This is a genomic window from Neisseria sp. SLRRB23, assembly GCF_050896295.1.
Classification (GTDB): Bacteria; Pseudomonadota; Gammaproteobacteria; order Burkholderiales; family Neisseriaceae; genus Neisseria.
In genome coordinates, this window is sequence record NZ_JBPBFH010000027.1 from 13700 (window position 1) to 30094 (window position 16395).

Here is a 16395-nt window from a genome sequence, read left to right on the forward strand (position 1 = left end):
GGGACAGGATTTCTTCAATTTCCATCCACATGGGCTGCTCCTTTCAAATTACAGCAAACCGGCCTGACCCAGTGCGGGATCGGTCGCGCGGGCGGCTTGGGCATCTTCGACAGTCAGTCCAAGGGCTTTGGCCACGCCTTCGCCGTATGCCGGGTCGCAACGGTAGCAGTTGCGGATATGGCGGTATTTGATGAAGTCAGGCGCATCGCCCATGGCTGCGGCGGTGTTGCCGAACAAAGCCTGTTTCTGCGCGTCGTTCATCAGGTTGAACAAGGCGCGCGGTTGGCTGAAGTAGTCGTCATCGTCTTGGCGGTAGTCCCAGTGTGCCGCGTCGCCGTTGATTTTCAAAGGCGGTTCGGCGAAGTCGGGTTGTTGCTGCCATTGTCCGAAGCTGTTGGGTTCGTAGTGCGGCAGGCTGCCGTAGTTGCCGTCGGCGCGGCCTTGTCCGTCGCGCTGGTTGCTGTGTACGGGGCAACGCGGACGATTGACGGGGATTTGGCGGAAGTTCACGCCCAAGCGGTAGCGTTGCGCGTCGGCGTAGTTGAACAAACGCGCCTGCAGCATTTTATCCGGGCTCGCGCCGACACCGGGAACAAGGTTGCTCGGTGCGAAGGCGGATTGTTCCACATCGGCGAAGAAGTTTTCGGGATTGCGGTTCAACTCGAATTCGCCCACTTCAATCAGCGGATAGTCTTTTTTCGGCCAAACTTTGGTCAGGTCAAACGGATGATAAGGCACTTTTTCCGCATCGGCTTCAGGCATGACTTGGATGTACATCGTCCATTTCGGAAACTCGCCGCGCTCGATGGCTTCGTACAGGTCGCGCTGATGGCTTTCACGGTCATCGGCGATGATTTTTGCGGCTTCTTCGTTGGTCAGGTTTTTAATGCCTTGTTGGCTGCGGAAATGGAATTTCACCCAGAAACGTTCGCCCGCTTCGTTCCAGAAGCTGTAAGTATGCGAACCGAAGCCGTGCATATGGCGGTAGCTGGCGGGAATACCGCGGTCGCTCATGACGATGGTAACTTGGTGCAGTGCTTCGGGCAGCAGCGTCCAGAAGTCCCAGTTGTTTGTGGCTGAGCGCATATTGGTACGCGGATCGCGTTTGACGGCTTTGTTCAGGTCGGGGAATTTACGCGGGTCGCGCAGGAAGAATACGGGCGTGTTGTTGCCGACCACATCCCAGTTGCCTTCTTCGGTATAGAACTTCAGCGCAAAACCGCGGATGTCGCGTTCCGCATCGGCTGCGCCGCGTTCGCCTGCCACGGTGGTGAAACGGGCGAACATCTCGGTTTTTTTGCCGACTTCGCTGAAGATTTTGGCGCGGGTGTATTTGGTGATGTCGTGCGTTACGGTAAACGTACCGAACGCGCCCGAACCTTTGGCGTGCATACGGCGTTCGGGGATGACTTCGCGCACGAAGTCGGCGAGTTTTTCATTCAGCCACAAATCCTGCGCCAGCAGGGGGCCGCGCGGACCGGCGGTCAGGCTGTTTTGATTGTCGGCAACAGGCGCGCCGTTGTTCATGGTCAGATGGGTTACGGGGCATTTGGAGGTAGTCATAGCTCGTGTTCCTTTTCCTTGGTTAATCAAAAGATACGACAAACGGCTTACAGCACGATTTGGCGGAAAGCGTATTCGTAACTGGTTTCTTGGTTGCAATAGATTTCATGAATAGACATTTAGTTTTCCTTTTATTTAAACTATGAAGGCAACTATACGCCAAGATTTTCGCTATTAAAACTATGAAATCGATTTAATATTGTTATAAGCAATCAATATTCTATTTTCGTTTGTTTTTTGTTATCGGAACGAATCAAAATCCCTACATAAAACCATTTATAATAATGTTTCCTGGCATCATCTGCCGCCGACAGGCCAAAAGAATAATTCTCTCGCATTATCATGACGTTACTCGGAATAAAGCTCAAACAGACCCAGCAGCTCAACCAGCGGCTGCAACAATCTTTGCGCGTATTGCAGATGTCGGGTATCGAACTTGAACGCGAGGTCGAAAACTGGCTGTCGGACAACCCCCTGCTCGAACGCAAAGACACGGATGAATTTTCCGATGCCGAATTCAGCCATTACACTGCGCCCGCGCGCCAAATCGGCGGAGACGAAGGCGAAGATATGCTGTCCAACATCGCCGGCGAGCAGGATTTCAAGCAATACCTGCACGCGCAAGGGTGCGAACACCCGCTTTCCGACCAAGAAGCCGCCTGTGTCCACATCCTTATCGATTTCCTTGACGAGCAGGGTTATCTGACCGACAGCATCGAAGACATCCTCGACCATACGCCCTTGGAGTGGATGTTGGATGAAGCAATGCTGCAACACGCGCTGACCGCATTGAAAAAATTCGACCCAGCAGGCGTGGCCGCCGCCGATTTGACCGAATCGCTGATACTGCAGATAGAAAGATTGGGCGAATGTGCTGCCAAACCCGCCGCCCTGCATATCGTCCGAAACGCCCTCGACAGCATTGACGGCAACCGCAGCCAAACCCTCGCACGAATAAAAAAACACCTGCCCCAAACCGACAGCGGCACACTCGAAGCCGCACTCGACCTCATTGCTTCGCTCAATCCCTTTCCCGCCGCCGGTTTTGCCTCGTCCACGCCCACGCCGTATATCCGCCCGGATGTCTGGGTTGAGGAAAGTAAAGACGGCTGGACGGTCAGTTTCAACGAAGACTCCCTGTCTCCTCTGCAAATGAACAGCGAATATTGCGAACTGATGCCGTCTGAAGGCCTCTCGCCCGAATGGAAGGAAAAAATCAGCGAAGCCAGACAACGTATCGATTCGCTCGAATTGAGGAAGGCAACCGTCGTCCTCCTTGCCGAATACATCGTTAAACATCAGGCAGACTTTTTTACTTTTGGCGAAATCGGACTCGTCCCCCTGATGATGAAAGATGCTGCCGCCGAATTGGGTGTGGCAGAAAGTACCGTCTCCCGCGCGGCCAACCAAAAATATTTGTCTTGCCCGCGCGGAGTGTTTGCGCTACGCTATTTCTTCACGCAGGCAGTTCAAATGGAAGAAGGTAAAGAAGCCGTCAGCCAACACGCCGTTAAAGCCGCACTCTCCCAGCTTGTCGGCAGCGAAGACAAACGCAAGCCCTATTCTGACGAGGCACTCGCCAACCTGCTGGCTTTCCGCGGTATGGAGGTTTCCCGCCGCACCGTTGCCAAATACAGGGAATCCCTTGAGATTCCGGCAGCACACAAACGCAAAACCGCAGAATAATTTTTCAACACAATGCTACAACCCGTTTTTCCGTTCCGTCGCCGACGGACAGAACCCACCGAAGGAGCTGTATCATGAATCTGAAAATCACCGGTCTGAATTTTGACGTTACCGAAGCCATCAAAAACCACGTTTCCAAGAAACTGGAGCGCATCAACCGCCACGCTTCGGACATCATTTCTATAACTGTAACGCTGTCTGTGGAAAAAGCTGGCCATAAGGCCGAGGCAGACGTACACCTTGCCGGTAAAGACCTGCACGTCGAGTCCGACGGTCAGGACATGTATGCCGCCATCGACACCCTGACAGACAAACTTGACCGCGCCGTATTAAAACACAAAGAAAAAATCGGAGAAGTCCGCCATTGACCGAAAGTCCGTAACGGCAAAATGCCGTCTGAAACAGATTTCCGTTTCAGACGGCATTGTTTATCCTGCATAACCAAATATGAAGCAAATCCACCTTATCTTGAACCGGTTTTGATGCTCAACACATACCTCCGCGCAACCTGTTCCGAAAACCTTTAAAGATGCAATGCATCAGTTAAGACGGCTGCAATAAGAAAACGGGATGCAAATCCGCATCCCGTTCCGTTTTACTTCCAAGCCCCTGCAACGGCTTGAGCCTCTTTCAGACGGTCTACCGTACCGACATCCAGCCACAAACCCGTATGCTTCTGTCCGCTCACGCGGTTTTGCCGCATTTCGCCACGCAATACGGGCGCGAGTTTCGCCACACTGCCCGCTTCGATTCCATCAAACATTTCAGGACGGTAAATACCCACGCCGCTGAATGTCAATCCGTTGCCGCCGGATACTTCCGACTGTACGCTTCCGTCCGGCAGCAGCAAAAAATCACCGTCGGGATGGTGCGGCGGATTGTCCGCCAGCCACAAATGTGCGGAAATATGCTCGGGCAGGGACGATGCCGTCTGAAACGCGGCGGTAAAATCCATGTCGGTCAGCACGTCGCCGTTGCCCACCAAAAACGGGGTATCGCCCAACAGCGGCAATGCCCGTGCGATACCGCCTGCGGTTTCCAAGCCGCCTTCAGGTTCGGGCGAATAGGCGATGTTCACGCCATAAGCCGAGCCGTCGCCCAAAGCATCTTCTATCTGCCGACCTAACCAAGCATGGTTGATAACGATTTCGGTAAACCCTGCCTGCTTCAGACGGCATAGGTGCCAACCGATTAGAGGCTTACCCGCCACATCGAGCAGCGGCTTCGGAGTGGTATCGGTCAAAGGACGCATACGCTCGCCGCGTCCTGCCGCCAGTATCATCGCTTTCATATATATCTGTCCGAATATCAGTCTAAAGATCTAAACTGCCGTCTGAAATAAAGCAGCGCGGGACGTTTGCCCACGCAGTTTTTGATTTCGTCGAGCCTGACGTAAAACACAAAATGTGTGCCGATTTCATGTTGGTCGACAATATGCCCGTGCAGGTGCGCCAACGCTCCTTCTATTTCAGGTTGTCCGGTTTTGCCGTAATGCCAAATATGATAGGCAAAACGTTCTTCGGGTGAAAGATTGGTCAATCCGGCAAAATGTTCGGCCACATCCTGATGTTCGTCTGCCAACGTATTGATGCACAGGCTGCCGTTTTCCGACAGTATCGGGATGATACGGGCTTTACGGTTGATACACAGCATCACGGTTGGAGGCTCGTCCGTAACCGGTGTAACCGCAGTCATCGTGATGCCGTAACGTCCTGCCGATCCCTCTGTCGTAATGACATGAACACCTGCCGCGCAAGATGCCATCGCATCACGGAATGAGGTTTGAAATTCTTTCTGCAAATCCGTCATATTACCCCTTTATCTGTTTCCATATGCAAGACTGCTGCACATAAGGTCTCCCTCATGTGCAGCAGCTCTGATTCGTAAACAAGACCGATGTCGGACGTTTCCGCACGTTGCGCGTTTTACGAATTCAACAAATCCTCGATTTGTGCAAGTTCCGCCAGCAAATCCTTAAGCAGCATCATTTTCTCGCGGGACAACACTTCTTCGATAGCATCGTAGCGTTCGTCCACTTCTTCGCCGATTTCCTCATACAGCTTCTCGCCCTCGGCAGTCAGCTTCAGAAAAACACGGCGTTGGTCGTTGGAAGGTTTCAGGCGGACAACCAAACCTGCCTTTTCAAGGCGAGTCAGGATGCCGGTCAGGCTGGGGCGCAGGATGCACGCCTGATTGGCCAAATCTTGAAAGTCCAGCGTGCCGTTTTCCGCCAAAAGACGGATAATCCGCCATTGCTGATCGGTGATATTCGCCTGGTTCAGAATGGGTCTGAACTGTGTCATCAAGGCTTCCCTTGCCTGTATCAGACCGATATTGATAGACGCATGTTTTGATTGGGTAGGCATTGTTCAAGTCTCCAAGTTATCGAAAATCAAATTTTCAAACCGTCTGTAAAGCTTGCAGGTATCATTCCGGGACAACCGTTATATAACAAAACGAACATATAGCAACAATACTCTATAAGCCGTATCAGGCATTTGGGTACAAAAGGCTTTAATTCCGATAATCCTATCTAAAAATATTTTAATAGTTATATCTTAGTCTATTTTCCCTACAATCTCAACAAAGTATTACATTTACTGTCGAAAGAACTTTCTTCCAAAAAAAAACCAAAGCCGCCGCATCCTACGATCAAGGTATATGCCGTTTGATTCTCTACATAGCGAAAAGTTTTACAAAAACAAATGTTAATCGAAAACATCCGCCTGAAAAATTCGTGCGCGCAAGCCCCNATAACTGCTGATTCCCGTCGTATAGTGAACTATTTTCCCATTTTTGACCAAAATGACAGTCGGCGTTGCCTTAATCTGCCAAGATCTTGCCAAACCGCCGTCCTCATCATTAACGCTCGGAAAACCCAATCCGCGTTTTTTCATATACGCAGAAACTTCGTCCGAACTGCCCGAACGTATCGCCACCCCGACGACCGACACACCGTCGGCCGCCAAATCATCAATTATCGGAGACTGATAACGGCACACCCCGCACCAGCTCCCCCAAAAATACACCAGCACCGCCTTATCCCGGCTAAACTGTCCCAAAGTTAGCCGCTGCCCCGACAGCAGGGTCAAAGGCTGCCCTGCCGCCCCGACAGGTTCGTCGGGCTTGCGTACCCAATCCAAAAACAGCGACACCAATAAAAACACCAATGCCGTCTGAACGGCAAATTTGATGCCCGAAAGCAGTTTTTTCTTCATACAACCTTCCAAACAGTACGAAAACGCTGTTGCCGACGATTAACAGGCAAACAAAAAGCCAAGTCTTAAAACTTGGCTTTTGGCTATCTGGTGGGTCGTGAGCGATTCGAACGCTCGACCAACGGATTAAAAGTCCGCTGCTCTACCGACTGAGCTAACGACCCGATAAGCCGTGCATTATACAACTCCTCTCCCCGTCGTCAAGCAATTTTTACAGACTTAATTACAGACTGCTGTTTGCACGAGATATTTTGGCAACGGATTTTCACAATCCGACCCATGCCGTGTAAAAGTTCGCACAAGAAAAAAGCAAACTGCCCAAAATCATGTACACTTTCCGTCTATCTTCCTCTCACCCAACTTGCGAACAGAGGCACACATCATGAATATACAAAACATCCGCACCCTCCTTGACACTGTCAGTATTCCGAATACGGCACGCACACTCGGCAGCGAAAAGGCCGTCCGATCGGTCGAACAGCATTCAGACGGCATCCATGTCGCCCTGCATTTCGGTTTCCCTGTCGCGCACATTGCCTCAGAAACCGCCGACCGCATACAGGAAACCCTGATGCCGCTGACAGGCGACACACACATCCATCTGTCCATGGACACGGAAATCGGCACACACAAAGTCCAGCCCGGCGTTACCACTATCAAAGGTGTGAAAAACATCATTGCCGTCGCATCGGGAAAAGGCGGCGTGGGCAAATCAACAACCACCGCCAACCTTGCCACCGCGATGGCACGCATGGGCGCACGCGTCGGCGTACTCGATGCCGACCTTTACGGCCCGAGCCAGCCCACGATGCTGGGCGTACACGACCGCAAACCCGATCAGAAAAACCAAAAACTGATTCCTGTCGAATCTTCAGACGGCATACAGGTCATGTCCATCGGCTTTCTGGTTGACACCGACCAAGCCGTCGTCTGGCGCGGCCCGATGGTCAGCCAAGCATTGCAGCAACTAATGTTCCAAAGCGAGTGGGACGAAGTGGACTATCTTTTCATCGACCTACCCCCGGGTACGGGCGACATCCAACTCACGCTGTCCCAACGCATCCCCGTAACCGGGTCCGTCATCGTTACGACGCCGCAGGACATCGCGCTGATAGACGCGCGCAAGGCTGTGGATATGTTCCGCAAGGTCAACATTCCGATTTTGGGCGTATTGGAAAACATGTCCGTCCATATCTGCTCCAACTGCGGGCACAGCGAAGCACTGTTCGGCACGGACGGCGGCAAAGATTTGGCCGCACGCCTCAATGTCCCGCTACTCGGACAGCTTCCCTTAAGTTTGCCCGTACGCGAAGCGATGGACGGAGGGGCGGCGGCACAACTGTTCGACGAACACCCTGCCATCGCCCGAATCTACACCGATGCCGCATTCCAAATCGCCCTGAGCATTGCCGACAAAGGCAAAGATTTCAGCAGCCGCTTCCCAAAAATCGTAGTCGAGTGATGCCAACCGAAAAGGCAGCCCCAAAGGACTGCCTTTTTTCTTTTAAAGCCGGCTTTTTATTTTGACGCCAAATCACAACAAGCAGCACACAAGCTGCATCATTCCCGCGCAAATAGTATATTGATTCCATAAGAAATGCCGTCTGAAACCGATTGGGCTTCAGACGGCATTTTATCCGACAACGGCATCAGAAGAATATCTCGCGCCAGCTGATACGTTTCATTCCGCAAAGCGGGCCGACCACGTCAAGGTTGCTCATATTGTTCATCAGCAACGTGCGCTTTCCTTTAGAGGTAAAACATTTGTTGTTCGGCACAGTATCTGGCGGACCGTCGTCATTGCCGCTGCCTCCGGCATCACCGTCGGGAGAAGTCGGGGGATCGCCGATTTTTTTCCCGTCAAGATAAGTCGGAACAAGCGGGCCGGGGAAGGTATAACCGTTCGGACACATGATTTTGCCATTGATGTTCTTACAATTGGAAGTATTATTTCCTCCGTTATTTCCTCCGTTATTTCCTCCGTTATTTCCTCCGTTATTTCCTCCGTTATTTCCTCCGTTATTTCCTCCGTTATTTCCTCCGTTGTTTCCTCCGTTGTTTCCTCCGTTGTTTCCCCCGTTATTTCCCCCGTTATTTCCCCCGTTATTTCCTCCGTTGTTGATTGAAGGCGGAATCAGGCGGGTTTTTCTAGGAGTCAAACCGCCGCCATCCTCGGCATTAACGGCAAGAATCGTCGTTTCGGTTGAAGTATTGCTGTTTTGCGTATCCGGAATACAGAGGTCGCCTGTGGAGCTTGCCCCCGTCATCACGGTTTTTTTGGTGTAGTTGCGGATGGTAACCACTGCCGTACGCAAAATCATGTTCGGCTTGAGGGTAACACGTTCGCCGGGTGCCAAATCGATTTTCCAACCTTTTTTGGTTTTCTCGTCGATTTCATTATTCGACAGGAAAATCAAACCGTTGTCTTTGCTCATATTCTGCTTGACCAAATCATTGCCGTGCGCGCTCGGAGCCGTTTTAGGCCCGCCGGTTTTTGAGTCCCACGACACATCGTCAAAAATACCATATACCGATTGAGTAGCCTGGTTCACGGTATCTGCGGCAGTCAAATCGCTGCCCGTACCGAAAATAACGACATACTTGTTGGATTCGCGGCGCGAAACGGCAGGAGCCGCCGTAATCGGCTGACTCGGATTACCACGATAAACAATGCTGTAATTCCATTTTGACGAATCAGGGTTGACAACATTGAAACGGTACATATTACCGCCCCTGTCGCCTGCATAAACCACATCGACAACTCCGTCGAAATCAGTATCCACCAAGGTTGGTGAGGACAAACCGCCCACCCCGGCCGGAACATCGATTCTGCGGATCAGCTTTTTACCGAACATATCGTAAACATACAAAGCCGTTTTATTGGCATTGCTTTGTACGGCATCGGTACGGTAGCCGCCTGCAAGAAAACCCGAATAGCCTGACATATTGTTGTATGTCCGCCCCATTTGCGGCGTACCGACGGTATAACCCATATCTTTGTCGACAGCATCAAACAAAGGGACGGTAACATTCCAAGAATTTTGGCTGCCGTTGACCGCGCCGATATCCAAAGCATACGCACCGCGTCCACCTTGCCCCATCGCACCAAACATAAACACACGTTTTTGTCCGGCCACATCCGCCTGACGCACGACAAAGCCGCCGTTTACGCCGTAAGTATGCGCCGGATGGTTGCCGTAGCCGCTGTGTGCAAAATCTTTCAAGGTTTTAGCCAAATTTGAGTCATTACCCGTCCCATCCTCGCGCGGCATATTTGCCGGAATATAGCTCAGCTTCAAGTCGTAAGGTGCTTTACTTCCGCGTTTGAAAATATGCACCATGCCGTCGTTTGCCGCCGTTACCATAAACTCACGGTGGTTACCGGCATCCGTATTCCCGACGGCAACGACCTGACTGTCGAGTATATCGCCCAAATGACGTTCCGCATCCGGACGCACGCGGTATTTTTGGCTGTATTTGTCTGCACCGCCAACCTTGGTTTGAGACAAGGTTTCCAAGGCCTTGTCGTTGCCGCTTCTGTCTGTCCACGGCAGCAGCAGTTCTTTCCATTCGTCGGCATTACCCGATTTTGCAGGGATGCCGAAAGTATGGTTGCCGATACCGGAAACACCGTCCATCTTATCCGTAAAATAAACATTGTTTCCCAGTTTGATCAGCGTCTTACGGTTGTCAAACGAAGGTTCGGCATAATGCGTCTTATCAGGATAACCCGAAGCATCCAAACGGTAGAAGCGTAAACGGCTGCTCCACGTTGTCGGATTCAGGAATACGGCGGCCGCCAAATCGGGGATACTGTTGCCAGTTGCAGCAGGGGCTGTCGCAGAAAAAGACCCACCCGTCGTATTTTTCGTATCCGACTGAATTTTGCCGAGAATCTCATCCAATATCTTGGTCAGGTTTTTATAGTCCATAACCGGATAATACATATTGTCGCGGCTCGCACCGTTGCGCAGATATTCCTTGCGTACCGTACCTTCGTCTGCATTGAAGTTGACTGTATAAGTTTGGACGGTCTGCTTGCTGAAATCCACGCCGGCAGGATCGGAAGAAGCATCGCTATCCCAGCTTACACCTGCCGCATCCCTGCCGTCTGAAGCGGATTTGATGTCTTTTTCCGCCAAGGCGCGGCTGAACATACCCATACCGTTATCGCCATCAAGGACGGTATCGACCGAACCCGCAGTACACTGCCCCGCACCGGGCAGATGCTTCATACCGGGTCTTGTTGTTCCGTTTGCATCAGCCTGGTTTTGATCAAAGCCATGCTCGCTGAAATACTCTCCGAAATAATTAGAAAATTTCTCCTTCTCCGATTTGCCCACACTGGGTTTTCCCGGATTGAAATAATAATAATCCGATACCCAGTCATAATTGTAATAATTATTCCGCCACGAATCAGACTGTTTCAAGACGGCGGGAAACCTCATTCCCTCAAACTGGGTTTGCTCGTCATTTTTCCCGTTTGCGTTGAACGAAATCGAAGCAGGAAGCTTGCCGGTAATGCGTACCTTACACCTCAACGTACCGTTTTCGGTTTCACAATAACGCGGGCCGTTCAAGCTTCGGTAAGTCGAACGAAACTGAGGGGCAAATTCCGCCAGACCAATAGTATCCAATACCTCAGCAGCCATTTGGCCGTACTCGCTGGCGGTCAATCCGTTTGTCTGAGTATATTTCAGATTGCCGAACAAAGACCTCAGACGGTCTTTTTCCTTATCGAAAAATTCATGCAGCCCACTGTTCTGGCTGCCGTTCTTATTAGGCTTGCCGCTCGGACACAGTTCCTCGTGAACCCTCCGGCTTTCTTCGTTTGCACCAAACCCTTTGGATTTTTTATATTCGCCCAATGCAAGTTTGTAGTTTGCAACCCTCATGCCGTGCAGTTGGACATCGCCGTTGTACCTGAATCTCGCCTCACAATCGTCCGAATCCTGATACTTCTGCCCGTAACCAGGACCCGGCCTCTGGTTGATTTTTTCACATTTGCCGTACTTAGCTTCATATTCTTCCCTTGCATCCTGCCAAGTTGCAGGCGGGGCTTTAGGCAGTTTCGGACTGACGGGGGCTTCGCAATAATTCCCGGGGAATGCACCCTTCAGCTGTTTCTTCGCCGCCGTCTCATCCCAATACGCCTCCCAAGGACAAGTCATCATATTCGGATAACGTTTTTGATATTTCCGCTCGTTGACCAGGCAGTCCTTCCAATGCTGCGGATGGGTGGCAGGAATATTTTTAGGATAAGACCCCAAATTACCCGCAAAATCGCTATAACCGCTCGAACCGAACACATAGTTGGTGTAATGGCAACTCGTATCGGACTTGGACGATGTCAAAACCACGACATACGATTTCTGGCAGCGGTATTTGACCGCAGGCAGCAGTCGGTCGCGCACGGTTTCATAATAACGCCGTGTCAGCGGCACCATCGGGTATTGCGCTTTAATCCTGTCGATACGGCTTTGCATATCCGAAGGCGCGGCATTCACTCCGTCGGTATCCGAACCGCCGTTATTGTGCAGGGTCTGCAGCCCCCAGTTGGCATTTGCGCCGTATTTTCCGACAACTGCCTTGAGCGCATCTTTAACCTTGACCAAACGCTCGGTCAATTTCAAACCGCCGTTTCCATCCCCGATTTGAAGCTCTTTAAACTCCTGATAAGCAACGGGATCGATGCTCTGCAGCGAAACCGGCGGCAGGGGCTTGGTACACCAGCCGTTGGAAGGGTCAATATACCGAGGGTCTTCCGTAATCCTGCCGTCTGCCAGGGTAATCTGCGGACAGCCGCCGTCCAGCATCAGGTTTTTCGGATTCAGCGTCCTCATTACCTCGGCATTGTTGTTATTTTTATCCCTAACCTTAATCAGGATTTTGCCGTCTGAAAAAGTATGCTGGATAACGGTTCTGCCCGCACCGTTGTTCATAAAGTTAGAATCGTCCACAAGGAAGACGACGTTGGGTCTGACCTTGCCCGTACCGGAAACTGTAGAAGTATTTTGCAAATAGGCAGGCAAATCCCTGAAAGGGATTGCCTGCGCAGATTGAGAAGCCGTCAATGCGGCAAATACACCGGCCGCCAGAGGCTTGGCGGCGGTGAGGCGACGTCTGTTTTTCGTAATGTGTCTTCGCTTCATAAATCAAACCTATTTCGATTTTCGGCTGTTATTTTTAAAACCTATGCATTCTATCATGTATACCCTGCACACAAACCAATATAAATCAATATTTTCAGCTCTTTACAGTTCGTAACATTGTGCAAACACAAAGGAAAAACGCCTATGATATAATTCTATCAAAGATGTTCTATTGAATAATCCAACTTTCCAATACAACCCAAATCATGCCTCAAACCAAATTCAGTTCGCCGATAATTAGAGACAATATACGGAAGGACAATAATATGAAAAAATTACCCAAACGACGCTTGCTCAGTCGTGCCGCAATTTATACAACCATAATCCTAGTATTATCTTCCCAATATGTCGCAGCAGATGAGGTTGTCAATTTTCACTATACCGTCAGCGATACGGGCGTTGTGAAAGGCAAGCAGATTTTCGGTCAGCCTGGTGTACGTAAAGGTCATAAACATATTGCCACCCCCGGGGGGGGGATTTGGTCCCGGCAGAAAAAATATATGTCGTGAGTTAAATGTACCGTGGGACCCCAGAGTAGGATGTCCTATTCTTACCGCACTGGTTTATGATTTTAAATATGACAACAACGATACGCTGACGGCGGGCTTTCCGACAGCAACCACGTTCAACTTCGGCGGCGGATCGGCTCCGCTGTGGGGCAAAGTCTCTGGTCTCAATTCCAACAATCATAGTGGACAAAGCACCGACCAATGGCTGACAACCTACAAACCGGAGATGAGGGGCAAAACAGGTTACGACTTTACCGATACATCCTGTTGGGCCAAAGGGGTAACAGGCGGCAGTAGGCAATGTCCGGTCTTGCCTTTCGAATTCTTTTTCGAAAAAGACAGTGCCACCATCGAGGCTACGGGGCAGATGCGTGCCGACGGCGTGCCGATATACAAACTGAAAGCGCACCCGTGGCTGGGCATTTCCTTTGAAATTGCAGCCCCGTCATACGACGACAGCGGCAATATTGCTGCAGGTTCGGGAAAATGGGAAAAACCGAGTGTGGACGGAACAAAATCAAAAATAGCTGATCTGCCTATACGAATAAACAACCCCGGTCAACCGTATGGCAAGGCATTCCAGCTTCGCGCCAAGCTGCATAAGCTCTCCGATCCCGGCGGCGACAGCCTTACCGCCCAAGAAATCAAACTGGGCGAAATTACTACATCTAAAATCGCTATGACTTCAGAGGGTGATACAGGAAATAAAGGTCGGACAATGACCGTATGGCGGATAGTAGACGACGGCCATATCGACGTAAAACTCCAGCTCCCGGGCATAGGCGCGGGTGGCTGCACTCGGGCACAATATACTTCCGCCGGACCGGACGGCAGCCAATACGCCATTGTCGCCCCCGCCCCTTTGGGCGCGGGTTTCCCGAACAAGGCGGCAGCGGTCGTTACCGATCCCAAGTCGGCAAGCAGCCGCATCCTCTTCTACACCTTGAATAAAGACAAGAAAGGAGAAAACCTAGGGACGGATTATCTGGAAAGCAAAAGTTTTACCGAACCCGTCTTTACCGGACGCAAGACGGCAATCCGCTTGGCAAACGGCGTATCCTTGAGCGACAGCGATAATATTGCCGGCGGCTCGAACAACGCATTTAATCTCAGCACCTTGGGAGACAATCAAGACGAATGGAAAACCGTATTGCTGCGCTGGACCGACCGGCGCGATACGAACGATAATCCGTTCGAAACATTTAACAATGAGATAGACGCTCAAACACGCGGAAAACTGTATGGCCAGCAATACCGCATTCGCGACAACAACAAGCGCAATTTGGGCGACATCGTCAACAGTCCTGTAACAGCGGTCGGCAACTATCTGGCAACCGCCGCGAACGACGGGATGGTGCATATTTTCAAACGCAACAATGACGGTAGCTACAATCTGAAGCTCAGCTACATCCCCGGCACGATGCCGCGCAGAAACTTGGATAACCAAGATTCCGATTTGGCAAAAGACCTGCACAACTTTGCCAACGAAAACTACACGGGCGGTTTGTACGGCGTGGACGGCGGCTTTGTCTTACGCAAAGTCAAAGACCGCGTATTTATGTTCGGCGCAATGGGTCAGGGCGGCAAAGGCGCGTATGCCTTGGATTTGACCAAAGCCGAAAGCGGCAGCCCGACCGGCGTTTCCCTGTTTGACGTAACAGGCAACGGCTTGGGCTACACCGTCGGCACGCCGCAAATCGGCAAAACCCAAAACGGCAAATACGCCGCCTTCCTCGCTTCCGGTTATGCCACCAAAGATATTAACAGCCCAGAAAATCAAACCGCGCTGTATGTGTATGATTTGGAAAGCAGCGGTACGCTGATTAAAAAAATCGATGTACCCGGCGGCAAGGGCGGGCTTTCATCCCCCACGCTTGTCGATACAAATTCTGACGGCAAGGTCGATATCGTCTATGCTGGCGACCGCGGCGGCAAAATGTACCGCTTTGATCTAGGCGACAACGACCCGACCAGATGGTCTGTACGCACTATTTTCCAAGGCACAAAACCGATTACTTCCGCGCCCGCTATTTCCCAACTGGCAGACAAACGCGTCGTCATCTTCGGCACGGGCAGCGATTTGACTGAGGATGATGTGGCAAGCCAAGACATCCAATCTGTTTACGGTATCTTTGATGATAAGAAGGATAGCTTGGTCTTTGCACAAGAAGTAATGGAAAATGAACTACTCAAACAAGAACTGACACAAGTGCCGACAAAAGATGGGAAAATACTGTTCTTGAATAATAAGGAAATAGGTGAGCACAAAGGCTGGGCAGTAGATTTGCTACCCGGACAGCGCGTTACCATCAAACCGACCGTGGTATTGCGTACCGCCTTTGTAACCATCCACAACTACAATGCCAACGGCTGTGGTGCGGAAACCGCATTTTTGGGCATCGATACCGCCAACGGCGGCGAGCTGACGAAGGAAAGCGCGCGCCCCGTCGTGCCGGATGACCGTGTCGCCAAACAAGTCGGCGAGAAAAAAGACGCAGAAGGCAACGATATCCCCGTGGGCTGTATGAAAAAAGACGATATTTCCTTGAACCTGAAGAACGGAGACCATAAAATTATCTGCCCGAGCGGATATGTTTATCCGAAACTGCTGACCGCGAGCTATCTGGACAGCCAAAAGACAAGCGATCACCCAAGAACGGCAGACGGCGACACGGGCGGCAGCGGCGATGATACTGACAAACCCCCAAAACCCGGCAACCGCTGCTTCTTCAGCAAAGGCGTGCACACGCTGCTGATGAACGATATGTCCGACTTGGACGTTGTCGGTCCAATCTGTAAGATGAAACGCATCAGCTGGCGCGAACTCTTCTTCTAACCCGCCCGCGCAGCCGATTCCCCCGCAAATGCCGTCTGAAAGCCCTTCAGACGGCATTTTTTTGCGTTTTTCGGAGGGGGGCGGTTCGTAAAAGGCGGGTTGCAGGGCGCGATGTAGGATGGGTTGCAGGGCGAGATGTAGGGTGGGATGTAGGCAATCGCTATCATTGAAAATATGAAAAAATTTGCCAATGGTATCTGTACAAAACAAATAATCCGTTGAAAATACCGGATTATCTCCAAGAAAACTCCCCTTGTGCCGCCATACGCCGCCTGCCGGCGCAAGATAACCTTTGCCAATTTGCAGAATTTACGTTAACCTTACGTTTTCCGCACCCATAGCTCAGTTGGAAGAGTGTCAGTTTCCGAAGCTGGAGGTCACAGGTTCGATCCCTGTTGGGTGCGCCAATTATAAAGAGGCCGTCTGAAAGA

At 51.2% G+C, this 16395-nt stretch carries 12 protein-coding genes and 2 tRNA genes; 7 read left to right on the forward strand and 7 right to left on the reverse strand.

Annotated features, from left to right (window positions below; all coding sequences use genetic code 11):
* Positions 1-48: 48 nt before the first annotated feature.
* Complete coding sequence (gene katA, locus ACRPFF_RS08160; protein WP_101132957.1) at positions 49-1563, reverse strand: catalase KatA; 1515 nt, start codon at positions 1561-1563, stop codon at positions 49-51.
* 342 nt (positions 1564-1905) lie between these two features.
* On the opposite strand from katA, the gene rpoN reads away from it, so the two are divergent.
* The 3 genes from rpoN (at position 1906) to ACRPFF_RS08175 (ending at position 3776) form a co-directional block, all read left to right on the forward strand.
* Positions 1906-3249 carry an RNA polymerase factor sigma-54 gene (gene rpoN / locus ACRPFF_RS08165; RefSeq protein ID WP_432674351.1) on the forward strand — a complete coding sequence of 448 codons (1344 nt, stop codon included), beginning with the start codon at positions 1906-1908 and terminating at the stop codon, positions 3247-3249.
* 74 nt (positions 3250-3323) lie between these two features.
* A complete protein-coding gene (gene hpf, locus ACRPFF_RS08170; RefSeq protein WP_304669934.1) occupies positions 3324-3617 on the forward strand; it encodes a ribosome hibernation-promoting factor, HPF/YfiA family in 294 nt (97 codons plus the stop codon).
* Positions 3618-3638: 21 nt separating this feature from the next.
* The gene (locus tag ACRPFF_RS08175) at positions 3639-3776 is read left to right on the forward strand and encodes a hypothetical protein (protein WP_432674352.1); all 138 of its coding nucleotides are present in this window, start codon (positions 3639-3641) and stop codon (positions 3774-3776) included.
* A gap of 68 nt (positions 3777-3844) precedes the next feature.
* Here ACRPFF_RS08175 and murU read toward each other — a convergent pair whose 3' ends face one another.
* From murU to ACRPFF_RS08200, 5 genes are all read right to left on the reverse strand, one after another.
* Complete coding sequence (gene murU, locus ACRPFF_RS08180; RefSeq protein WP_432674353.1) at positions 3845-4540, reverse strand: N-acetylmuramate alpha-1-phosphate uridylyltransferase MurU; 696 nt, start codon at positions 4538-4540, stop codon at positions 3845-3847.
* A 17-nt stretch (positions 4541-4557) separates the two neighbouring features.
* Positions 4558-5058 (reverse strand): 4-hydroxyphenylacetate 3-monooxygenase, reductase component, encoded by a 501-nt coding sequence (gene hpaC / locus ACRPFF_RS08185; RefSeq protein WP_432674354.1) that lies wholly within the window; start codon positions 5056-5058, stop codon positions 4558-4560.
* A 116-nt stretch (positions 5059-5174) separates the two neighbouring features.
* Entirely contained in the window at positions 5175-5615 is a 441-nt protein-coding gene (gene nadR, locus ACRPFF_RS08190; protein WP_250314755.1) for a MarR family adhesin repressor NadR, read from the reverse strand.
* A gap of 342 nt (positions 5616-5957) precedes the next feature.
* Entirely contained in the window at positions 5958-6467 is a 510-nt protein-coding gene (locus ACRPFF_RS08195; RefSeq protein WP_432674355.1) for a protein disulfide oxidoreductase, read from the reverse strand.
* An 88-nt stretch (positions 6468-6555) separates the two neighbouring features.
* A tRNA-Lys gene (locus ACRPFF_RS08200) sits at positions 6556-6631 on the reverse strand.
* A gap of 218 nt (positions 6632-6849) precedes the next feature.
* On the opposite strand from ACRPFF_RS08200, the gene apbC reads away from it, so the two are divergent.
* Positions 6850-7929, forward strand: a complete 1080-nt coding sequence (gene apbC, locus ACRPFF_RS08205) for an iron-sulfur cluster carrier protein ApbC (protein WP_432674356.1) — start codon at positions 6850-6852, stop codon at positions 7927-7929.
* 187 nt (positions 7930-8116) lie between these two features.
* Here the strand turns inward: apbC and pilC (ACRPFF_RS08210) are convergent, their stop codons facing one another.
* Positions 8117-12619 carry a PilC family type IV pilus tip adhesin gene (pilC, locus tag ACRPFF_RS08210; protein ID WP_432674357.1) on the reverse strand — a complete coding sequence of 1501 codons (4503 nt, stop codon included), beginning with the start codon at positions 12617-12619 and terminating at the stop codon, positions 8117-8119.
* Positions 12620-12885: 266 nt separating this feature from the next.
* Between pilC (ACRPFF_RS08210) and ACRPFF_RS08215 the strand changes: the two genes are divergently transcribed.
* The 3 genes from ACRPFF_RS08215 (at position 12886) to ACRPFF_RS08225 (ending at position 16371) form a co-directional block, all read left to right on the forward strand.
* Entirely contained in the window at positions 12886-13128 is a 243-nt protein-coding gene (locus ACRPFF_RS08215) for a hypothetical protein (protein WP_432674358.1), read from the forward strand.
* On the forward strand, positions 13052-15964 hold the full coding sequence (gene pilC, locus ACRPFF_RS08220) for a PilC family type IV pilus tip adhesin (protein ID WP_432674359.1): 2913 nt from the start codon (positions 13052-13054) through the stop codon (positions 15962-15964). Before ACRPFF_RS08215 ends, pilC (ACRPFF_RS08220) begins: the two co-directional genes overlap by 77 nt.
* Before the next feature lie 331 nt (positions 15965-16295).
* Positions 16296-16371 (forward strand) — tRNA-Arg (locus tag ACRPFF_RS08225).
* Positions 16372-16395: the final 24 nt, after the last annotated feature.